General features: G+C 39.2%; 17 protein-coding genes. 12 read left to right on the top strand and 5 right to left on the bottom strand.

Translation table 11 applies throughout. The features are described 5' to 3' along the window. The 7 genes from ACYQ3L_RS19355 to ACYQ3L_RS19325 all read left to right on the top strand — a co-directional run bounded on the left by ACYQ3L_RS19355 (nucleotide 1) and on the right by ACYQ3L_RS19325 (nucleotide 9,044). Nucleotides 1-2,847: a contractile injection system tape measure protein gene (locus ACYQ3L_RS19355; protein ID WP_379995485.1), complete on the top strand. Its 2,847-nt coding sequence runs from the start codon at nucleotides 1-3 to the stop codon at nucleotides 2,845-2,847. Between the two features lie 41 nt (nucleotides 2,848-2,888). Continuing rightward, the gene (locus tag ACYQ3L_RS19350; protein WP_379995487.1) at nucleotides 2,889-4,232 is read left to right on the top strand and encodes an eCIS core domain-containing protein; all 1,344 of its coding nucleotides are present in this window, start codon (nucleotides 2,889-2,891) and stop codon (nucleotides 4,230-4,232) included. 113 nt (nucleotides 4,233-4,345) lie between these two features. Next, on the top strand, nucleotides 4,346-5,644 hold the full coding sequence (locus tag ACYQ3L_RS19345) for an ATP-binding protein (RefSeq protein WP_379995489.1): 1,299 nt from the start codon (nucleotides 4,346-4,348) through the stop codon (nucleotides 5,642-5,644). Nucleotides 5,645-5,705: 61 nt separating this feature from the next. Next, entirely contained in the window at nucleotides 5,706-6,947 is a 1,242-nt protein-coding gene (locus tag ACYQ3L_RS19340; RefSeq protein WP_379995491.1) for a hypothetical protein, read from the top strand. Nucleotides 6,948-7,230: 283 nt separating this feature from the next. Beyond that, a complete protein-coding gene (locus ACYQ3L_RS19335; protein ID WP_379995493.1) occupies nucleotides 7,231-7,404 on the top strand; it encodes a DUF3008 family protein in 174 nt (57 codons plus the stop codon). 34 nt (nucleotides 7,405-7,438) lie between these two features. Beyond that, nucleotides 7,439-7,696 (top strand): GlsB/YeaQ/YmgE family stress response membrane protein, encoded by a 258-nt coding sequence (locus tag ACYQ3L_RS19330; RefSeq protein ID WP_379995495.1) that lies wholly within the window; start codon nucleotides 7,439-7,441, stop codon nucleotides 7,694-7,696. Between the two features lie 133 nt (nucleotides 7,697-7,829). After that, nucleotides 7,830-9,044, top strand: coding sequence for an NAD(P)/FAD-dependent oxidoreductase (locus ACYQ3L_RS19325; RefSeq protein WP_379995497.1), 1,215 nt, complete (start codon nucleotides 7,830-7,832; stop codon nucleotides 9,042-9,044). A gap of 141 nt (nucleotides 9,045-9,185) precedes the next feature. Here the strand turns inward: ACYQ3L_RS19325 and ACYQ3L_RS19320 are convergent, their stop codons facing one another. Then, on the bottom strand, nucleotides 9,186-9,809 hold the full coding sequence (locus ACYQ3L_RS19320; protein ID WP_379995499.1) for an RNA polymerase sigma factor: 624 nt from the start codon (nucleotides 9,807-9,809) through the stop codon (nucleotides 9,186-9,188). 268 nt (nucleotides 9,810-10,077) lie between these two features. On the opposite strand from ACYQ3L_RS19320, the gene ACYQ3L_RS19315 reads away from it, so the two are divergent. From ACYQ3L_RS19315 to ACYQ3L_RS19295, 5 genes are all read left to right on the top strand, one after another. Then, nucleotides 10,078-11,121, top strand: coding sequence for a FecR family protein (locus ACYQ3L_RS19315; RefSeq protein ID WP_379995501.1), 1,044 nt, complete (start codon nucleotides 10,078-10,080; stop codon nucleotides 11,119-11,121). Nucleotides 11,122-11,289: 168 nt separating this feature from the next. Further along, nucleotides 11,290-14,475: a TonB-dependent receptor gene (locus tag ACYQ3L_RS19310; protein WP_379995503.1), complete on the top strand. Its 3,186-nt coding sequence runs from the start codon at nucleotides 11,290-11,292 to the stop codon at nucleotides 14,473-14,475. Nucleotides 14,476-14,924: 449 nt separating this feature from the next. Next, the gene (locus tag ACYQ3L_RS19305; protein WP_379995505.1) at nucleotides 14,925-16,226 is read left to right on the top strand and encodes a hypothetical protein; all 1,302 of its coding nucleotides are present in this window, start codon (nucleotides 14,925-14,927) and stop codon (nucleotides 16,224-16,226) included. Nucleotides 16,227-16,332: 106 nt separating this feature from the next. Further along, a complete protein-coding gene (locus ACYQ3L_RS19300) occupies nucleotides 16,333-17,370 on the top strand; it encodes a hypothetical protein (protein ID WP_379995507.1) in 1,038 nt (345 codons plus the stop codon). A gap of 348 nt (nucleotides 17,371-17,718) precedes the next feature. Beyond that, nucleotides 17,719-18,945, top strand: a complete 1,227-nt coding sequence (locus ACYQ3L_RS19295) for a clostripain-related cysteine peptidase (protein WP_379995509.1) — start codon at nucleotides 17,719-17,721, stop codon at nucleotides 18,943-18,945. A 99-nt stretch (nucleotides 18,946-19,044) separates the two neighbouring features. Here the strand turns inward: ACYQ3L_RS19295 and ACYQ3L_RS19290 are convergent, their stop codons facing one another. The 4 genes from ACYQ3L_RS19290 to ACYQ3L_RS19275 form a co-directional block, all read right to left on the bottom strand. Continuing rightward, nucleotides 19,045-20,079, bottom strand: a complete 1,035-nt coding sequence (locus tag ACYQ3L_RS19290; RefSeq protein WP_379995511.1) for a glycosyltransferase family 2 protein — start codon at nucleotides 20,077-20,079, stop codon at nucleotides 19,045-19,047. Further along, on the bottom strand, nucleotides 20,076-21,131 hold the full coding sequence (locus tag ACYQ3L_RS19285; protein WP_379995513.1) for a glycosyltransferase family 4 protein: 1,056 nt from the start codon (nucleotides 21,129-21,131) through the stop codon (nucleotides 20,076-20,078). Before ACYQ3L_RS19285 ends, ACYQ3L_RS19290 begins: the two co-directional genes overlap by 4 nt. Before the next feature lie 3 nt (nucleotides 21,132-21,134). After that, a complete protein-coding gene (locus ACYQ3L_RS19280) occupies nucleotides 21,135-21,734 on the bottom strand; it encodes a glycosyltransferase (RefSeq protein WP_379995515.1) in 600 nt (199 codons plus the stop codon). Between the two features lie 66 nt (nucleotides 21,735-21,800). After that, nucleotides 21,801-22,316, bottom strand: a complete 516-nt coding sequence (locus ACYQ3L_RS19275; RefSeq protein WP_379995517.1) for a glycosyltransferase family protein — start codon at nucleotides 22,314-22,316, stop codon at nucleotides 21,801-21,803. Between the last annotated feature and the right edge of the window lie 7 nt (nucleotides 22,317-22,323).

The raw sequence follows: 22,323 nt of genomic DNA, 5'->3' as shown, positions 1-22,323 counted from the left end.
ATGAACACCATTGGCACAATAGCATTTGATTTCCGAATGGAGAATGAAGCATTCGCCCGTTCTCTATATGCCGGATGGGATACATTTTTTGCTGTTAATTTTGAGAAAATTGCCGATAGGCTGTTAGTAAAATATGATGTAAAAGATACTGTAGTTCATATAAATAAACTCAACATAGATTTGGGGAGTATAGAGGAGGATAAGTTCGAAGAATATTTTCCACGTATTCTGGAAGAAAGGATGGAAGAAGCTTTGATTCAGATGCTGTGTGATCCCCGCCAGACGGAAGTGTCATCTCAGGCGGAAAAAGACTATCTTTTCGATATATTATGCAAGTTTCTTCTTCATGGTTCATTAGCATGGAATATAGAAAATAAATACAGAGATATAAATCATTTGTTCCTTACTGTTTTGCAAAATGAGGGTAAGCGATTGAAAGCCTTTTTGCAGACCTATGGACATTATACGAGTCTGCAGGAACGTTTGGTCTATCAGTTGAATGATCCGGGACTGGAACAAGGCGTAAGGTTATTAGCTCCCGGTGAGAGTGTATTTATATGTTCTTATATAAACCTGCTTAAAGTTAAATACCGTGTATTGGAAAATCCCGTTCTGCATGAATCGGGTCATAGAAATGCCGTATGGCTGGTCGTTTATGCTTATCTGCTGACAAACCGCAGTTCTTATTTCAATAAGAAAAGTTTTATAATATCTACTATCGTGCAGTTAGCTGCCCGCTTTATCCTGTCATACGACTATCTTCTTACGGTTATCGTATCCGGGCTGGATACATCGGAGACAAAACAATCGATGCCATCCGGATTATTCCTGATTCTGGATCAGTTGAGGAAAGAGCTTTCGGAAAAGAATCTGGAAAAATTGCTAGCGGATACAGTCAGGTTATACCGATTGGTATCATCGGAGTTATACAATAACGGGGAGAATGTTTTAAGTGAAGATACCCTGAATATATTGTTGGTAACATTAGTCAATCCGGAGAGTTGCCGGCGGTTTTTACAACAGATGAAAGAAGATCAGATTCTTGGTCTGGTTCCGGTAGTCGTACCCGGTAACAGCAGATTTGTTATATCATATGCGCAATCTTTGGACAGACAACATGAGCATGGGGCATTGCAAGGCAGAGCCGGGAGTGAATTCCGCTTGTTGAAATGGCAGATAATTTTCCCTGTATTACTCGAAAACAGAGGAGTGTTATTTAACCGGAAATATTTTGTCAGGGATGTATTAAGCCGTGTCGCAGCTCATTATAATGTTGAAATATCAGATATATTGAAATATATATGTTCATATATCGGTGAGTTGGCTTTCGATAGTACTCTTAATACGATCTTTCAGGATTTATTGACAGAATATCTGACAGGGAAAAATGGGAATGAAATATTCTCTTCCAAAGGATCGGTTATCCGGTCGATAAGCGATATTATAAAGAACAGGGAACTGGCCAATGTTATGGATGTGACAGATCTTATATCTCAATTATCGGATTTCAATAACCGCCGGAAAATAGCGGAAATGCTTACCGAAGAACAGCATCATTATCTTGTCTCTCTTATTATCCCTGCCGAAAGCCATTTCGTTATACCATATACCGTTATATTAGACAAGCAGCGGAATAACAATGTATTGGAAGGCAGAGCGGGCAGTGGGTTCAGTAAGATAAAATGGGAATTTATCTATGATGTGTTACTTGCTTTCCGTAATCAGGTTTTCAATAAGAAATATTTTGTAGACAGGACATTAAATAAGATTGCCGCGCATTATAATGTTACTGTGCAAGATCTGCTTAACTATTTTTATCAGGAAAAAATATTGGAAAATATTTCACTCCCGTATGATCTGGTCAGGGTCTTTAACGAATTGAAGATTGATTATAAGCTGAATATCCCGGACAATCATAAGAAAAGAATAAAAAACAGGAAGGATGCCGAATTTCTTGAAAGCAGGAAGGTCTTGGAACTATACTTTGGTAGTGACATTACATATAAAGAACTGCTGAACGAATTAGCCGGGCAATATGATTTTGTTATATTCATCCGCAGGGCTTTGCATACCATACAGGCTTTGCTGCATTATCTGGAATCGGAACTGAATATTTCTGTAGATAGGAAAGGTGTAATCAGATATCTGATAGACATATCAGAAAGGAAAGTATCCTTGAACTTAGAAGAGATTGTTGTTAATATTATCCATCTTTTAATCGGAAAATTAGCTGAAATCGAACAAGCCCGGTTTATACGAAAAATAGAAAGTCTGGCATCTACGGATAATCTACTGACAGGACAATCAGAACTTACTAATTATAAAAACGACATAATGGAAAAGAATGACTTAATTGATGTTAACAATGCCGGTGTGGTCATACTGGCTCCTTACTTACCTCGCCTTTTCTCGATGCTGTCATTAACAGAGGAGGGTGATTTTAGGAATGAAGATGCCCGGTTAAAGGCTGTGTTCCTCCTGCACTATGCTGTTTGGGAAAAAGGAGAGGCTAGTGAGTTGGAACTTCCGGTGAATAAACTATTTGCAGGCATGGGAATCAGCAATCCGGTACTTCAAAAGATGGAATTAAGCACTTGGGAAAAAGAATCTGTTACATCCATGCTGAACGGGGTATTACAAAATTGGGGGAAATTGAAAAACTCATCTTTGATGACTCTGCGTGAAGCCTTTTTAAGAAGGAATGGCAGACTTGAAGAAAAAGAAGATTCATATTGTCTTACCGTGGAGGAAAAAGCATACGATATGCTTATAGACGGCATACCGTGGAATTTCAGAATGATAAGAATGCCCTGGATGAAGAAACCCGTTATAGTAAAATGGAGATAGGCAATGAATTGAGAGAATGATAATATTAAAATCCGATTGATATGAAAACATATTCCAGACAACCCGAAACAAAATCAGATACCGCGCAGCCGAAAGCTTCACGGCAGGCTCCGGCGCATGACATCCTGCAAGCTTATAAAGACAAGATAGCGCAACGGCAGGAGATAGATGAAGACGAACTTTTGCAAGGAAAGTTTGAAATTGCTCAACGTAAAGAGATAGACGAGGATGAGTTGCTACAAGGAAAGTTTGAGACTGCTCAGCCCTCAACTGAAAATCTGACAGGTATGCCCGACAATCTGAAAAGCGGTATCGAATCCCTTTCGGGTTATAGTATGGACGATGTGCGGGTGCATTACAATTCCTCCAAGCCCGCGCAACTGCAAGCACTTGCTTATGCACAGGGTGCGGATATACATATTGCACCGGGACAGGAACAGCATTTACCCCATGAGGCTTGGCATGTGGTGCAGCAAAAGCAGGGACGGGTTCAGCCGACAACACAGTTGCAGGGAGTGAATGTAAATGATAATGAGGGACTGGAGAAGGAGGCGGATGTGATGGGGGGAAAAGCAGTATTTAATGAGAATGTTAAAAGTAATAGAAATCTTAAAACATCGGATATTATTAATATGAATAATATTCAAAGGAAAATCATAGCTAGAGTTAGAACAGTACAGTCGGACTCTCATAGGATTATAGATGAAGTAAGGTTAGAAGGTCGAGCTCCAACAGATGTTCCCGGGTCAACTCAAGGTGATCATACTGTTGCGGAGACCTTAATAAATGAATCGGTTAAACAAGAAGTGATAGGTATGCCAAGAAAGATAGCTTTAAATAATCTAATTGTTCTATCTCAATTGACTCTATCTGATATAGATTACTCCTATATTTCAGAAAAATATGGACAGTATTGGGAGGGATTTGATACAATGGATGGTGAAGATAAAAATAAATTATTAGAAGAATTTATTCAGGAATATATTGAAAGAGCCAATAAAAGACCTGGAACAGCATATTTAAGAAGTCAAGAAATGACTATTGGAGGAGGAGGAGAAAGACAGTCGATCGGATTTATTCGAAGTATCGCAGATAGAATAAAAGCACATGAAGCTATTAGTGAGCATGAACTTTATGAAGTTGGAGCTAACCTCGTTTATTTGGTTGATTTTAAATTTACTATTGATAATGAAGAACGCTATCTGAATTTAGTTATTCGAGCTATTAGGCATGCCTGTTTATCAGTATTATATGGATTACCTTTATCTGAAATTAAATATGTCATTGAAATATTCTTGGCAGGTCTGGGTCAAAGAGATAGTATTCCTATTAAAAATATGATTCCATATTACAATTTAATAATTAATGATTTAAAACTAGACTGAATATTCTGACTCTTTTGATATGAGTTTAAATGTATAATGGACTATAAATTAAATAAATGATAAGATTTAAGCTTATTCTAAAATTGCCAATAATTACAAATTAAAAAAAGAACATGCATCCTTATTATCAAAATCTCCTCCACACCTCCCTATCCTACTTCTTAGGACAGGAGAGCGACTACGCCCATATCCGGGATATACCATTCCCCGAAAGCGATTGGTTATCTTCCCTTATGGACGGGCAGGAGATGACATTCGATGAACAGGCGGTCTTACTACTCGCATTGATGCCGCATATCAGTCCGCAAACGCTCGATCCGCTTTTCTTACAGAATAAGAAATTAGACAGGCCATATACCGAGTTTGGCGGATGGAGAGGTACATCGCATCAGGGATTCCTGCCCACAGGCGAAACGGCCGCTTTTATATTGTCAGTGGATAATCCCGATAAGCGGCAGGATGTTATCAGACTGTTCGAAAGAGACCATTGGTTTCATACCAGGAATATCCTTCATATCGAAGGACAGGGCAGGGGAGAACCATTTCTGAGCGGACGGCTGTTAGTCTCCGACGAATTTCTGGCAAGAGTCCTGCATGATAATAAATATCGCCCCGATTACAGTTCCGGCTTTCCGGCCAAACGGGTTATTACAGCTTTGGAATGGGATGATTTGGTGCTGCCATACAATCTGCGACAGGATTTGGATGATATATCGTTTTGGCTGCAAAACGAACAGGCCATCCGTTCGCGGTGGCAGCTCGATAAAATAATCAAGCAGGGTTACCGGTGCCTGTTTTATGGCCCGCCGGGTACAGGGAAAACGCTGACAGCCTCATTATTAGGCAAGCAGCATGACATGGATGTCTACCGTATCGATTTATCGATGGTCGTATCCAAATATATAGGCGAAACGGAAAAGAACCTTGCCAATATATTCGACAGGGCGGAACATCAGAACTGGATACTCTTTTTCGATGAAGCCGACGCGCTTTTCGGCAAGCGGACCGATACCAATACTTCGAACGACCGTCATGCTAATCAGGAGGTTGCTTACCTGTTGCAGCGGGTCGAGGATTTTCCGGGAATGGTAATACTTGCTACTAACCTGAAGGAGAATATAGATGAAGCTTTTTTCCGGCGATTCCAGTCCATATTGTATTTTCCTATGCCTGACGAGAACCTGCGGTATCGGATCTGGAAACAAATGATGCCGGAGGAATGGCTTGGCAATGAGGAATTGTTGCATGTAGCTGCCGAATATAAGTTGTCGGGAGGTAGCATCGTGAATGTGATACAAAATTGTGCCATAAAGTTATACAGAATGTCTCCGCCACTTTTGACTGATGAAATTCTGAAACTGGCCATTGCTAAGGAAGAGTCGAAAGACGGTAAGATGATTAATAATAAGTGAAACTTTCAACCGGGATCAAATGTGCAGGAATATTATACTTTTCTCAATAACGTTCTTCTTTGTGGTACAAGTACATTTATCGGGACAGGATTCCTCATATGTAGCCTATGAAGACAATCTTTATAAGTTGGAAGTTATTATCCAGCACGATACAGTTATCGTTCAGGATACTATGTTCATTTCGCACTTAAACGATATTACACGTATTTTCGGTATGTCTTTCGATGAATATTCGAAACGTTTACTCGGAACGGTTGGGCAGAAAGATTCGGCCGGCAGGTTGTCACAAGAAAGAATATATCTCAATTATCTTCTCCCGATGTACTATCCGAGTTATATAAAGCACAGGTATATAGCCCGCAATTATTCTGTTGAGGTGATAGATAATTATTTGAAAATGGATATAAATAATTTATCGAAACCTTTATTTTCTTTACAGGACTCATTGGAAATGGATGTAATGCTGATGTGCAGGGGAGACGTGAATACCGATAATTTTCTCCGGTCGCCGTATTATCGTTCTTCATGTCTTGAACAATTATTTTTATCCATAGATAAAACAAGATTGACCAATATAAAAGGAGTAAATCTTTATTTTCCCGATTTCTCATTTAAAGAGAAAAGGGCAATGGCCCAATTTGTAAAATCGGCGAGCCTTATTATCGATAGTTGCAATGTAAAATCTATCCGCGACTTAAAATTATATGTGACATTCGATAGAGACAACGGTAAAGATAATTATGCTTATATACTGGGACTTACTCAAATGGTAGATAGTGCGTTGCTTGTAAACACCAAGTCTGTTTACTGGCCGGGAGATTCGGTATTAGCAGTAAGTAAGGTCGATGCAGAAAAAGCATCTTGGTGGTCCAAAGTTGAAAACCAGTTTTATTTAGCGCGGTTTACCCTCAAACCGTTTCCCCAAATAGACAAAAACGAGGGGGTATCGCCGGAGAATCTTCGTACGCTTATAAATGCCGATTATCCGTATAATGATTGGGAAAATTATTTTTTTGCACTCATCGGTATTCTCTTACTGGTCATTACTGTTTTCTTCTTTTACAGATTCAATCCATATTTTTCTTATTTTCTGAATAATAATATAACATATTTTTTTTCATTAGTAATTATGCTGATTTTAGAGATCTATCTGCTATTTGTATGTATGGTTGAGGCCATGTCAAATGAAAATGTATTTACTTTTGGCGGTGAAGATAAGAACACATTCCTCTTGTTGCCTTTGTTATTCATTTTCATAGTGCCGATGCTGAATATTTTAAGTAAGAGACGAGAGAAGCCATAGGGTAATTGTATGATTTTTTGTTACAAATTGCACAAACTAAAAAGAAAACTATTCTATGTATTAACTGAAAATTTATTAACGATCTAAAGGGGGCAATTCCAGCAAAAATAAAATTACTGAGATTGAAAAGAACGGTACTAATTTATATTTCTACCCTAATAATCAAAGGCGAAATCAGCAATGGCGGAAATTTAAAAAAATAGAATTGATACTATCACTAAGAACAATAAGTTTTTTCCGACTGTTCTTAATACATAGAATGTTTAATTTAAAAGAATATTTTATGCCTGCAAAAAGTGAAAAGCAAAGACGATTAATGGGGGCTGCCCTTGCCTATAAAAGGGGAGAAACCAAGAATGTAAGTGATGAAGTGAAAAAAGTCGCAGATAGTATGACCGAAAAGGAACTGGAAGACTTTGCTTCTAAACCGAAAGCGAATAAGAAAGGAAAGAAGTAACAGAATGTATGTCTAATTTAAAAATTGAAATATTATGGAAGGATTAGGAATTCTTTGGACTATCATTATTGGTATCGCTGCCGGAGCAATAGCCGGATGGATAATGAAAGGTCGCGGTTTTGGTTTAATAGTAAACCTTATAGTCGGATTAGCCGGTAGTTTCTTAGGCGGATGGCTGTATACTTTACTTGGAATAACTACCGGTGGTATCCTCGGGGTACTTTTAATGTCTGTAATAGGGGCGGTGGTTTTACTTTGGATAATATCACTGTTTAAAAAAACAGGATCATAGTTTGTGGCTTTTTTTAATGGACTTTCTGTCTTATAAGGCTCTTGACAGTGAGGAAACTCATTCTGTTGAGAAAAAATGATAAGGCTAAATATAAATAATCCCATAGAATAACATTATATCAAAATATATATTTATGGACTTATATTCGGGCTTACCGTATTGGATAGCCAAAAATCCACTTTACAACTATTTTAATCCTTTAGTATCGGACTTTAATATAGATGTTATAATTATAGGCGCCGGGATTACCGGCGCTTTAGTTGCTCATGAATTATGCAGTGCGGGAATTAAATGCGCCATAGTGGATAAGCGAAGTATTACCACCGGCAGTTCCACCGCCAGCACGGCCCTGCTGCAGTATGAAATAGATACGCCCTTGTGTGATATGGTGGAAATGATCGATGAAGATTTAGCTGTACTGGCTTACCAATCCTGCCTTCAATCGATAACGGATATAGAAAATGTTTTTAAAGGTATTGGATTTGATCCGGATTTTGAAAGGGTACCCAGCGTCTTTTTCGCGAGTGACAAGAAGGGGGTAAAACTTATAGAAAAAGAATATGAAATAAGGAAAAGATACAAACTGCCTGTAACCTTTTTAAACAAAAAAGCATTGACTGATAAATATGGCTTTCAGGCATCCTGTGCACTTGAGAACAATGAGTCGGCACAAATCGATGCTTATAAGGCGGCTACCCATTTGATTGATTTTCATATTCATAGAAGTGGCTTAAAAGTTTTTACAAACACTGAAGTTACCAAATTTAGGGAAAAATCTGTCGGTTATGAACTACAGACGATCAATGGATATAAGATAAATTCTATGTATGTGATCATTGCAGCCGGATTTGAAGCAGGCAAGTTCCTTCCAAAGCCGGTAATGAAACTTACATCTACTTATGCATTGGTTTCGGAGCCTGTGGATGAGAAATATATATGGCATAAAAAGAGCCTGATATGGGAAACCCGGGAACCATATATTTACATACGTACTGATAACAAGAACCGTATTATTATAGGAGGGGAAGACGAAGATTTCAAAGATCCGGTAAAAAGAGACAGTTTGTTAAGAAAGAAAGTGTCTATCCTGGAAAAGAAATTCAACAAATTGTTTCCTGAGATTCCTTTCAAAACAGATATGGCCTGGTGCGGTACATTTAGTTCTACCTATGATGGCTTACCGTATATAGGTACATGGCCCGGAGCGGACAGAATGGTCTATGCGTTGGGCTATGGCGGGAACGGAATTACATTTAGTATGATAGCCGCGCAACTGATAAAAAATAAATTGAATGGTATTAAGGACGAAAGAGCGGATGTTTTCGGTTTCGGTAGAAAACGTAAATAAAAATAAATTACACAAAAAAGCTGGTTTATAGATGAAAAATACTAAAAAGAGCAATCCTTTTCCGGATAGGTTAGTGAAGAAGATATTGTATAAAACTTTGATGAAAAGATCCCGGCGATCATAAGTATATAAGTTTTTCGTTTATTGACCGGATGAAGCTCCATTAAGAAGATTTGAGTCTTTATTCTCTCTCTTTTTCTGATCTGCTATTTTGTATAAATTCTTGATATTCATTTTTATAAATGAGATTCCTCCTCTAGATTTATAATTAACAGTTCTTTCATCAATCTTTAAGTGCCGTGAAATTTCTTTCACAGATAATTCTTCCTGCCAGATAAGAGTTATTACTTTCCGGTCAATCTCCGGCAGCATTTTTATTATATTATTTATTATTGCATTTATTTCTTTGAAATCAAATTCCTCTTCAATATGTGTATAGGGTAGGGTAGTGCCTATTTCCTCTATATCCTTTCGGTTGTCTCCACCTATGATTTTCAGATAAGAAGACTTCAAATAGTCGAGCATCCTGTATGTATAGTGGTGTAAAAGAAAATTACGGGCGGAACCCTTGTTGTCAGTCTTTATCAAAGATGGTTCAGACCACACGCTAATCCAGAAATTCTGCGTGATCTCATTCGTCAGGTTAATATCCCCCGTGCGGTTATATGCCCATTTATAGAGTAACTGTTCGTACCTATCGTAAAATGTATTAAAGGCAGACTCATCTTTGAGAAAAATGGCCTCTAATAATTCTTTATCAGACATGATTACAATAATTTGGTATATTTTCCGGGAGTAAATATATTTTTTATATGTTACAACAATATTAATATATTGAAAATTATAAAAAATAATCTTTTCAATAAAAAATAATCAATTGTAATATTCTGTAATTTAGTTGTTTATATTATTGTTTCGAAACAGAAACAATCACTTAACAATTTCGTTGCCCGATCTGTCAATGCTCAACTCGTTTATTTTAATAGAGGGACAGTAATATCAAAGGGATGGACCTCACAAAATAACGTAAGAGATGAATAAGGCAAATAACAGGAAGAAACAATTGCACCTGGAGTATTTGAGAACATTACTCCGGACAGAACGTATATTTGAGCATTTTACCAAAGGAAAACTGGATCGAACAAATGAGAAATTGGTCGAAGACTGGAATCCGGAAGATACAACGGAATATTACAGCGGAAACGAAGATTTGTTAACAGTCGGTCGTAAGCAGGTAAAGGATAACATATTTACTGCGCTTGGTATTCATAATCCGGATAAAACGATTAAAAAAACAGAACAATTGATATTCCTGCGTAAATATGTTGCAATTGCTGCTATTTTAGTTGTGGCTCTCCTTTCAGGGATATATGCCCGTTATCAGTTATCAGATCAAAAGAATAATATTTTAGCCGGGATGAACCCTAAGAGCCTGCTTTGTCAGACAGATGGCTACGAAATAAAACAAATAACATTAGCCGACGGAACAATATTACATGCTAACCGTAACAGCAGAATATTATTTATTGAAAGGGAATACAATCTCAGCAAACGGGAAATATGGATTGAGGACGGAGAAGCCTTCTTTGAGGTCGCTAAGAACCCTGAAAAACCCTTTATTATACATTCCGGAGATATACAAACCACTGTTAAAGGCACATCTTTTAATGTAAAGGCATATAAGGGAATCAGGAAAAATGAGGTTTCGGTACGTTCCGGCAAGGTCGAAGTTATCTGCGGTGATAAAAAAATAGGAACATTGATTGCCAATCAACAAATTACCTATGATACACAGACCGGAGAATTCAATGAAAGCTCCGGTAATTGGCAGGATGCAGCTGCCTGGATGCAAAATCGGTTGGTACTGAAGCAGGCAAATGTAGATGAACTGAGACTGAGGCTGAAACAGATTTATGGTGTCGATATGGTTATCACAGGAGGAATCCTGGATCAAAACCATTTCAATGCATCTTATCCAAGAGATGCACAGATCGGGAATGTTTTGCAGAACATTTCTGAAGTATACGATGTGAAATATAAGTTCGAAAACCCACAAAGAGTTATCATTTACAAATAGTGCACACAATAGGGATATAACAGTTGATAGTCCCCTTTTGATTATTGGAATTTTTGATGAACAGAGTTTTTCTAAAAAGAAGAACGGCCATTTTTTTGTCCTGTTTTTATAAAAGAATGAATGAATCTAAATATAGCTAAGTAACAAAAAAAGAAGAGAAAATAACAAATGAAAGAGTATCTAACAGTAAAAGTTTTCCGGTACATATTACTACTGGTCGTAGCAATGGGGTTACCAGTATGGCTGAACGCCCAGAATAATAAGATCCGGTTACCGGAAGAATCATTAAAAGCCCGTATAGAGAGAATTGCAGCGAATAGTGGTAAAAATATTATTTATGATGACAAATCATTCAGCAATATTCAGGTTCCGGCAATAGACGGAGACAGCAAGGACATTAATTCACTATTGACAAAAAGCCTGGCTTCAACCGGATTTATATTCAAAAATATGCCGGATAATTCGATTGTTATAAAAAAGCGACAGGATGCAGCAACTGAGACTGCGATACCCAAGGCTAGGGGAAGCCTGCAAGGTACAGTCCTCGATGAAAGAGGCGCACCCGTTATCGGAGCCACTGTCGGTGTTCCGGGAACAACTATCGGCACGGCTACAGATGCTGACGGTAAGTATAAATTATCGAATATACCTTCCGGGATTACGGATATCCGGATCAGCTTTATGTCTTTTGAAACATTAGTGGTAAAAGACGTGAGGATAACAGCAAATAAAGCAACTCCTTTGGATGTGGTACTCAAGGAAGCTACAACCCAACTGGGGGAGGTTGTGGTAACGGCAACATACAATGAAGCATCAGCAACAGGACTGTATGCCAGACAAAAGAACATGGTAGCCATGAGCGATGGGGTCAGTGCCGATATGATTAAAAAGACCAGCGACAATAATGTGGCTCAGGTGCTCAAACGTGTATCAGGAGTTACCATCGACAACGGAAAGTATGTGACTGTACGTGGTATGAGTGAGCGTTACAATAATGTGCAGCTCAATGGGGCTTCATTACCCAGTACCGAGCCTAACCGCCGCAACTTTGCTTTTGACGTAATCCCTTCAGGTTTGGTGGATAATGTGACTATCAGTAAAACTTTCAGTCCGGATATGCCGGGAGAATTTACCGGAGGATTGGTAGAAGTAAATACTTTGGCCGTTCCGGATGAGAAATTCCTGAACATTGGTATCGGAACAGGGATGAATACGATCAGTACCGGAAAAGATTTTTACAGCAATAAACGTTTCGGAGCCGACTGGTTCTTAGGGGAAATCGATAAGCGGAAATGGTATTCCGGTAAAGATGAAGCGGCTACCGCACAGAATATCATCAATGCAGGACAGAAAAACACATATGGTTTGAGTAAATATACAGCGCAGCCACTTCAGAACTATAGCCTGACGGCGGGGCTTCCTATAGACCTGGGAAAAAGCTCTTTGGGCGTTGTGGCTGCTCTGACTTATCGTCACGAAGAAAATACGGAAGAGATCCTTGAAGCGCACATGATTACCCGCGACAGCATTTTTAAGCCATCGGGTAAAGGTTCATACCGCTATAAAGCAACCACAAGCATAGGGGCTGTGCTGAATACCGGCTGGCGAATATCGGGACACAGTATTACCTGGCGCAACCTGTTCAATAACCGGTTTAATCATACCAACCAGCAACGGTTTATCCATAAATATTATGAAAATTACAAGCTTGTAGAACAATACAGCGTACCCTTGGTAAGTAGCCTGTGGCAAACTCAGTTAGACGGTAAACACGATCTCTTCGGAGGAAAGTTGATTGCCTCATGGAATGCTTCCTATAATGATATCACCCGGACAAACCCCGACGACCGCATGGCTCAGGGCGCTATTGTCGGGGAATCAACTGAGGGAGCCAGTTTTGCCGATTGGAACTGGGCTACCGGTTATGGAAATAGCTTTAATGTGGGGAGTGGGCACATTATGTACAGCAGGTTGCATGAGACTAAAAAGAATATCGGAGCCAATCTGGAATATCCTTTTACTATAGATGGCAACCGCCAGAGTATCAAAGCCGGATACCTGGGTGCATTCCGCAGGGCCAATTTTGAGCAACAATACCTGAAAGCGATGATAGAAGACAATGCTCCCAGGGGACCGATAGGACTACCTATAGATGAGTATTATGCTCCGGAGCGCTTCGGCGGCAATCCTTTAGTATATGAGCTTTCCGGTATGCAAGCGACAAGAGCAGATTATTATACAGGGAGCCAGGATATCCATGCCGGCTATCTGATGGGTGATCTCAGTTTCTTTAAAAAATTACGGTTGATCGGAGGTGTACGCATGGAGAAAACAGATATGACCGTAACTACCGAGATATTAGAAAAAATAGTAGGAGCGACCCCAAAAGACAGTATCGTAATTATCAAAAAAACAGACTGGCTGCCGGCTGCGACCCTTATATACAGCATAACACCTGAACTGAATGCCCGCGCCTCATACAGTAAAACCCTTGCCCGTCCGGATTTCAGGGAATTGTCCCAGTCAAAGTATTATAACGTGGATGACCGCGTATGGGTAATTAACGGTTCCGGCCTCGAACAAAGCCGCATTCATAACTACGATGTCCGGGTAGAATGGTATCCGCATCCGGGTGAAGTATTATCCGTCAGCTATTTCCGGAAGAAATTTATCAAGCCGGTGGAAATGGTTATGCGTATGCTAAGCGATGCGCAGAACTTTGAAATGTATAGTATGAACCTCGATAACTCTACAGCCAAAGGTTTTGAGCTCAACTGGCGCAAAGAATTAGGATTTATTTCCCCGTTGCTGCATGACCTCTATTTCACGGGAAACTATACATGGATGGAAGCCAATGTAAAGTACAATCAGGAGAAACTATTAAATCCGAATATAAAAGATTCTAACCCGGACTTCGACCGTGACCGTCCCTTACAGGGATTAAGTCCCTATACCCTCAATCTGGGAATTGCTTACGAGGGAAGTATAATCGGTGCTGCCGTCAACTATAACCGCAACGGGCGTAAACTGGTGTATGCGGGGGAAGAGACAAAATACGACCAATATGAAAATTCACGGGATGTATTAGACCTGCAACTTTCAGCGCGTTTGATGAAAGACCAGCGTCTGGAATTAAAGTTCAATATATCCGACATCTTCAATCAGGATTTTATTGTGTACCGTAACACACGGGTAGTAGATTATACCGCAGAGAATCCCAATCCGGATACCGGAACCGGCGGTACTTTCTATCTCGATCTGACAGGTGATATGGATTACAATAAAGGCGACTATATAATGAGCCGGATAAAGAAAGGTATAAATCTGTCAATAAGCGCTAGTTATAAATTTTAGAGAATAATGATCACCGGGTGAGGCGTCGCCGGTGTAAGAACAGATGAGTACTTATCGTGTGTGCAGGGAGAATAGATCAACCGTTTTGACGTTTGCCGAAACCTGGAATATACAATGGAAAAAATAAGAGGCTTTTACCTTTAAGAAGGAAAAGACCAATGCATAAAAAAGCATGTTCATCGTTTTCCGCAAAGCAACAAAACAACGGTTTCTACAAGGTGGTTTTATGGTTTTTATACCCGGAATCCGGATGCTATCTCCCTATCAGCAAAAACCGAAGGTTTATCTTGTTTTCCTGTTACATTCTGTTCGTGAGCAGAGAGTAAAAGCAAGATATCCCCGGAATCCGGGGCATTTACCATCCTGCAGAATGGGAATGATGCCTCATAAGAATCAAGGGGAATATTAAATGTAAAAGGGGAGTCTAAAACAATTTAAAAAGTGAAAAAATGAAAAAGCTTATTTTTTTATTCGTTGTAACAATTGTATCCGCTTTATTTACAGGATGCTCTAATGACTTAACAGACGAAGGCCCTGCAAATGTGGCAACGAAAGCGACGGTAACCATCCCTCACAACACAATCATCACTTCAGATGTTACGTGGAGCAATACAAATGAGTATATCCTGAACGGAAAAGTCTATGTAAAGGCACCTGCCACACTGACTATTCAGGCAGGAACTACAGTGAAAGGTGTATATAATGCCGATCCGGAACTGGCCTCTGCCTTAATCGTAACACGCGGAGCAAAGATCAGCGCTATTGGCACTTTTACTAATCCGGTAATCCTGACTGCTCAAAATGGACTGGAAGGCGGTTGGGGAGGACTTGTCCTTCTTGGAAAAGCTCCTCTTAACAGAGTCGATCAGGTGATCGAGGGCATTAATCCTTCCGTTGTGCCTTCAGGCGTTGACGTATATTACGGAGGAGGCGGAGCCGGGCTTGGTGATGCTGAGGATAGTTCAGGAACATTACGCTATGTGCGTGTGGAGTATGCCGGGGCTAAAATCTCAGAAGCGAATGAATTAAATGCCTTTACTTTCGGAGGAGTAGGTCGTGGAACAACATTAGACCATTTACAAGCTTACCGCGGAGCTGATGATGCATTTGAATTTTTCGGAGGGACTGTAGATGCTAAATATCTGGTTTCTACCGCGACGGACGATGATGCTTTTGACTTCGATTTCGGTTACCAGGGACGTATCCAGTTTGCCGTTTCAACGATTGATCCTTCATTGAGCTATTCCAGCGATCCTAATGGTATCGAGTGTGATAATGACGGAACCGGATCAACTGCAGAACCTTTTACACACCCTACATTAAGCAATTTTACAATCACGGGTACACAATCCGGTTCGGCACTCAACGCTTTAAAGTCTGCAGCTAACTTCCGTAGAAATGCACAGTTTACTTTAGTAAACAGTGTACTTTATGGATTTCCTTCAGGTGTGCTAAAAGAAACAGTCAACCCGTCCACATTATTGAATAATGTGGTTTCTTCTACAGTTGCTAATCAGGAATTCAACACGTTTACTCCTGATGTAAGCAATCTTGCCAGAGCCTGGAATAATCTGATTCTTTCTAGTCCATTTGGCGCATACAGATCAACTGCTTTGCAACCTACCGGTGGCGCAGCAATAGATGGAAGTTACTATTCACATACAGATGCCTGGTTCACCAATACACAATATAAAGGTGCTTTAGTTAGTATCGGTGCTAATTGGTTAACACAAGGACTCTGGGTGAGATAACGGATAATGAAAAGATCAAGTTCTGATTAAATAAACAAATAAACAGGAGTACATACCGATGGGTACCTATCGGTTATGTACCCTGTTTGAAAATAAATATAAACAAATGGGACAAAAAATATGGATGGGTATTATCTGCCTCGTCCTTCTTTCAATAACGAGTTGTAGTACAGATGAAGAATTAAATGATGCGGTTGATGGATTTTATACATTAAATGCAGACTTTGTATCTCCTTCCAATATCAGAAGCAATTACGCTATATTGTTTAATAATGATACAATAAAGAATACATACTATGTAGGCAGGGCCAATCCCTCCGGAATATTGACAGTCTTTGAAAAAGGAAACAAAGAGCCGGTTTATACGGAAGAGCTGAAGCTGACAAGCAATATGAATGTTCAATTCATCAAACTTGGAGACAAAATAGATACCTATTCCGATGATAAATACACGAAATTCAGCCTGGATATAAAATGGGCTACAAATGAAGACCGGGACAAATATAAAGCAACATTTAATGGTTCTGAATTAAATACAGAGCAGGGGAATATCAATTATGTATTGACAGAAGCGTTAACGGGCTCATTGCAACTGAAAAAGATAGATGACGGAAATTTAGTACTCGACAGGGAAATAACTGTGGAACCAAACGGAACGTTTACATTCTTACAGTTGTCATCCACTGAATTTTTAGCTATGCCTCCGGGAGATGAAGAAGACCCTGAGTCAAATAATTATAAAAAGATAAGGGTATACTACACCATAACAGACGACGACTTAAGGGAAGAATCTTATACAATCAAATTCTATACCTTCGATTCATGGTTATACGATAAAGAACAGGTGGTAGATATTGGCTATGAATTTGAAATTAAAGCAGGGGAATTATCTCCTTATATTTTAGTGTACGGACGTACTTTTGAAAACGAAAATGGTGATGGCGGGCCGGCTTTCCTTACATACGATCTGATTGCAAAAGACGGGACTGTAGTAAGGGAACATGATCCAAACCAAACAGGAATAACCTTTAATGATACGGATTGGGGCGGAGGAGATTTTTACAAATATTTAAATAAGTTCGAGACTTACAATATAAATTTTGTTGGAACTGGAACTTTAGTCTTAGAAGAGAAATGGGAATAATTATTTTTATTCTGTCATTAATGGTGATTAATAGTATTTTAGAGCAAGCGAAGCTGAATCTTTCAGGAAAAGTTTATCTATATAGGTAAGCTGGTAGCCTTTAGCTGTTAGCTGATGACTGCTAACTGTTCACTGATTTTGTGTTACTTCTGTTACTTTTTAACTACGTATGGTTAATATATGTAAAAATAACAGTATAAAAACAGTAAATAAAGTGTCAGATGTGTCAGGTTTTAACGTTATATAGTTAATTAATGTAAAATTAATTAATAGTTATAACTATTGATTTTGTGCACTACCCAGATAGAATTAATGGCTTTGTAATACATTGTATAATATCTGTATATTATGAAAGGTAAGAGTCTTTTACATATTTGGTTTCAAAAACGGGGAAGTTATCTTGTCATATCCCTTTTTGCATTATTGTTTATGACAGGATGCTCTTCTGACGATGATGATACTGTTCCTGTTGCGATTTCATACACGACATTGATTTATATGGCGGCAGATAATTCATTGGACAGTGATGTGGATTATACTATCGCGAAGATAAAAGAAGGAGCTAAGAAAAGTGCAGGAACAGCAGTGATATATGTGGACAGGAAAGACGCTTCCCCACGGCTTTTCAAAGTCAATCGGGACGGGACCGAAACCGCCCTGAAAAGCTATGAAGAAGAAAATTCCGCGGATGCTGAAACATTGGTACGTGTCATTCAGGAAACAAAGCAATTGGTGCCTTCCGAAACATTCGGGCTGGTAATCTGGTCGCATTCTATGGGCTGGTACCCTGCCACTTATATCGAAGAAGAGAGTAATGAAAATATCAGGTTGAAATATGTAGCCATCGATGAAAATCCCGATATACCGGAAAGCTCCATTTCTTTTATGGAAGTGGATGACATGGCAAAAGCATTGCCGGACAAAGTAGCCGAATATATCTGGTTCGATGTCTGCCTGATGGGGACAGTGGAGGGCTTGTATGAGTTTCGCAGTAAGGCGGATTACCTTGTGGCTTCACCGACAGAGGTATTGTTTGCAGCAGATTACGATGCCTCGGGTGTTCCTTATGCTAAGGTTCTGCCATTACTGTTTGGGGGTAAGAACGAATTGACGGATGCCTGTAAAATCTATTACAGGCATTATAACGAAATGAAATATGAAATTCTTCGTTCGGCAAGCATTACGTTGATAGATGCCAAAGAGTTGGATGGGTTATACGTGGAATCAGAGAAAATTCTTTCGGGGAAAGTATCGGATATTGAAAGTATCACAACCGATGGTATCCAAACATACCATACTAAAAATATCCCGCAGATATTTTTTGATTTCGCAAACTTTATCAAAGTAAACAGTACAACAGAACAATACAGTTCATTTGAAAAACAGCTTACCCGGGTTGTCCTTTATAAAGCGGCCACCGCTACTTTTATGGTCAGTGCGGATAATAAGTTTAGCATCGATCCGGCAAAATTTAGCGGATTGAGTGTATATATCCCTCTGCTGAAATGGAAAGGGACGAATGATTACCGGTATTATTTCTCACGGATGGAATGGAGTGAAGTATATGGGAAATGATAAAAATTAATGATGCCGGTCTATCGTTTATTCTTGGCATTGTTTGTAAAGGACAAACTGTATATTATACAGAATAATGATGATTGTGGATCTCCTTATTCAGATAAATCTACAATATTTCATAATAAGTAATAGGAGATAAAGAATGCTGGCTTTACCGGTTTTAACTGCCTGGAAAAAGAAATACCAATGGGGAGGAAAATATTTGAGCGGCAGGTTTTGTACTGCAATACGATAATGATCTTGCATTATTATATGTTTTATTGCAGCTATCTTGCCTAGCGGGTTCCGTGATGATCTGCATTCATTTATACCCTGGCCGATCATACCTAATGCGGTACGGTTATCAAGAGCTTTATGGAAATCAGCCGGAAGATTATTCGCGGTGATAATATCTGATATTATTGTGTAAAGATTTATCCACCGTTCATTCAAATCTTTATTGTATCCGCCGGTAAATGAATCCCGGCTTTTCCGGTAATGATAAAAAGGCTGATTAATATATAAAGCCCTCTTTATAAGAGTAAAAACTTCTATGTTGAACAAGGCATCTTCGGCAGTACCGATAACTTTGGTGTCGGTAAATCTAAATTCAGATATGGCGTTTTTGGTATAGAGTTTACCCCATGCAGTACCCCATGAATGAAGCAACGCCGGATTTCTCAATTCTTGTCCTACCGGACCCACTATCCGGCGATGTAATGATTGTATATTGCCTTCGTCGAATAACTTATTTTCATTCATTAAAAAACGGGGAGATGATCTTTCATTTTCAAATTCGCGGATATATGACCAGAAAACGACATCCGGGTTATACTCTTCAGCCAAGTCCATTACTTTCTCGCATGTGGTGATATCTATCCAGTCATCTGAATCTACAAACATAATCCATTCGCCTTGAGCCTCTTCAATACCTCTGTTACGAGCCGAAGATATCCCGCTGTTTTCCTGTGTAAGTAATTTGAAACGGCTATCACTGCATGAATAACCGGCTAAGATAGAATCGCTTTTATCTTGCGAACCGTCATCGACACATATTACTTCTATGTCTGTATATGTCTGCCTCAGCAGGCTGTCGAGACATGTACGCAGGTGGTTTTCCGCATTGTAAACAGGTACAATTATACTTATCATAGACTTTTAAAAAGCTTATCCCATTGTCTGGTTATTACATGAACATCGTAACGTTGTACATTGCGACGGGCATGTTCGCCCATGCTTTTACGTAACTGTTCATCTTCAATCAGTATGGAAAGCTTTTCTGCAAACTGTTCAATATTCCCATTCTCTACTATGAAACCATCCTCTCCATTTGTGATAATATCCCGAGGGCCGCAAGGGCAGTCGAAAGCTACGCATGGTATTCCACACGACATGGCTTCAATAAGTACCATGCCGAATCCTTCAAAACGGGAGGGTAAAGCATAAATGGATGATGACAAGTATTCATTTTCTATATCTTTCACGGGGTTCTTTATGTTTATAGATGTTATTTCGATGCCTTCCAGCGATTTGCAATCATCGGAAACCAAACCGTATATATCGATCTTCCAGCCGGGATGGCTATGCTCAATTAACTTCCACGCTTCTCTTAAACGGTCATAACCTTTTTGTCTGGTAATCTTTCCTACGGAAATAATGCGCTTGCAGTCCAATTTAGATACAATATCAGGATAAAAAGGAAGAGGGTTGGGTATTATTTCTATATTTTTAGATTTCCACTGTTTTTTATTATCACAAGTGAGCACTATAAACCTATCAAAGAGGCGGCTCCCTATATCCATTAATAAAAAAGCTATTTTTTGCTTGAAAGAAGGTTTCCGGAGCTGTGTGACCATTTCTTTCGAAACATGTCTTTCGTAAATAATCCTGGCACTGCTCCTGATCCATAAGGGAATAAAAAAACCTTTTAGACCGTCGTCACAAACGGAAATAATATCAGGATCAAATTCTTTGACGGCATAATATATTCCCGAAAAATACATGGTCTTGCTTTTTGTTGTATCTATAGAGCAAAAAGCTATTTTGTCACTAAATTTATAGAATGGTTCTTTCCCTTTTTCGTTAAGTGATAGTATACAAATCTCGTAACCTAAATTATCCGCAAGGTATGTGGCCTTTACCGAAAGTACACGTTCAAGCCCTCCTGCACCTGTAATGCCATTTGTTATGTATAACAATTTCATAATTTACGGTATCAATTTATATACAAGCTCCACTTCTTTAGAGTTCCCATAATCTCGGGCTGACATATTTTCCCTGAATTTATCCTGTAAGGATTTGTCCTCAATAAGGGTTTTGATTCCGGATACTGCATCTTCGATGTTCATAGGAACAATAAGCCCGTCGAATCCATTTTTCAACTGGCTTTCGGAAGTATTAAAGGCAGTTATTACAACCGGCTTTCCTATTATTTGAGCTTCCCTTACGGTAACGGCTTTACCCTCATATCGGGATGGCTGAATATAAATGTTGCAAGCGGCTATATAAGGATAAGGATTCGTCCTCTTACCCAATATAATAAAATGTTCTTGCATATTATATTCTTTTATCGCATCCAGAATAGGCTTTTCATCTCCATACCCTATGGCATACCACTTAACAGGTACTCCTTTGTCCACCAATCCGGCACAAATACGCACAGCGAGATCGAATGCCTTTGGGTAGCAGAAACGCCCGACAGTCAGGAGCTTAATTTGCCCATCCAGTTTGGGTTTTTCCAATAAAGCCTGTTCGCGGACAAAATTTACAGAAAGAATATTTTCAATAACAATAATTTTATATGCCAAAGAAGGGAATTTTGATACGAAGGCTATTTTTACATCTTCCGAAACAGCCGCTATATGATCGTACTCCTACCATATTTGCAATTCTTCTTTTACATCTATCGTTACATTCGAGTAATCAGTGTGGATCCATGCTACCTTGCGTTTTGCTTTTATTTTGTCCTTTACTATATTATGCGGGGCAATAAAACTTATTGCCAGATCATAATTTGTATCGTTTATCGAAGGTAAATAAGGCGTTGTGGCCGATGCTACATACTGATATATGGAGAAGTTTTCATCTTTATTATCCTTCCTGTTAAAGCGCCAGGCCTGAAATTTCGCAATCAGTCTTTGCAAAGCTATCATCCGGTAACCTTCGCCGATAATCTGTATAATAGGCCGCGTTAAGGCTGTATAGGCCGGAATCTCGGGTAGAAGGTTAACCTTAGAGGGTATAAATTGCATTAACTCACCCGAATGCCGATAAATAAACAGATCCACTTCGTACCGGGAATAGTCTATGCTATCCAACAGCCCCAATAAGGAACGCTCGACCCCACCTATTTCCATATATTGGATGGAAATGAACAAGTGCTTTTTCATTATCTGT

The organism is Dysgonomonas termitidis (genome assembly GCF_054657735.1).
This window is presented reverse-complemented; position numbering and strand designations above follow the sequence as displayed.

What these genes read in the sequence shown, in the direction of transcription:
- ACYQ3L_RS19295 (WP_379995509.1), top strand. Translation starts at nt 17,719, where the DNA reads ATGAAAGGTAAGAGTCTTTTACATATTTGGTTTCAAAAACGGGGAAGT.
- ACYQ3L_RS19315 (WP_379995501.1), top strand. Translation starts at nt 10,078, where the DNA reads ATGAATAAGGCAAATAACAGGAAGAAACAATTGCACCTGGAGTATTTG.
- ACYQ3L_RS19355 (WP_379995485.1), top strand. Translation starts at nt 1, where the DNA reads ATGAACACCATTGGCACAATAGCATTTGATTTCCGAATGGAGAATGAA.
- ACYQ3L_RS19325 (WP_379995497.1), top strand. Translation starts at nt 7,830, where the DNA reads ATGGACTTATATTCGGGCTTACCGTATTGGATAGCCAAAAATCCACTT.
- ACYQ3L_RS19320 (WP_379995499.1), bottom strand. Translation starts at nt 9,809, where the DNA reads ATGTCTGATAAAGAATTATTAGAGGCCATTTTTCTCAAAGATGAGTCT.
- ACYQ3L_RS19350 (WP_379995487.1), top strand. Translation starts at nt 2,889, where the DNA reads ATGAAAACATATTCCAGACAACCCGAAACAAAATCAGATACCGCGCAG.
- ACYQ3L_RS19305 (WP_379995505.1), top strand. Translation starts at nt 14,925, where the DNA reads ATGAAAAAGCTTATTTTTTTATTCGTTGTAACAATTGTATCCGCTTTA.
- ACYQ3L_RS19285 (WP_379995513.1), bottom strand. Translation starts at nt 21,131, where the DNA reads ATGAAATTGTTATACATAACAAATGGCATTACAGGTGCAGGAGGGCTT.
- ACYQ3L_RS19275 (WP_379995517.1), bottom strand. Translation starts at nt 22,316, where the DNA reads ATGAAAAAGCACTTGTTCATTTCCATCCAATATATGGAAATAGGTGGG.
- ACYQ3L_RS19335 (WP_379995493.1), top strand. Translation starts at nt 7,231, where the DNA reads ATGCCTGCAAAAAGTGAAAAGCAAAGACGATTAATGGGGGCTGCCCTT.
- ACYQ3L_RS19345 (WP_379995489.1), top strand. Translation starts at nt 4,346, where the DNA reads ATGCATCCTTATTATCAAAATCTCCTCCACACCTCCCTATCCTACTTC.
- ACYQ3L_RS19290 (WP_379995511.1), bottom strand. Translation starts at nt 20,079, where the DNA reads ATGATAAGTATAATTGTACCTGTTTACAATGCGGAAAACCACCTGCGT.
- ACYQ3L_RS19310 (WP_379995503.1), top strand. Translation starts at nt 11,290, where the DNA reads ATGAAAGAGTATCTAACAGTAAAAGTTTTCCGGTACATATTACTACTG.
- ACYQ3L_RS19300 (WP_379995507.1), top strand. Translation starts at nt 16,333, where the DNA reads ATGGGACAAAAAATATGGATGGGTATTATCTGCCTCGTCCTTCTTTCA.
- ACYQ3L_RS19330 (WP_379995495.1), top strand. Translation starts at nt 7,439, where the DNA reads ATGGAAGGATTAGGAATTCTTTGGACTATCATTATTGGTATCGCTGCC.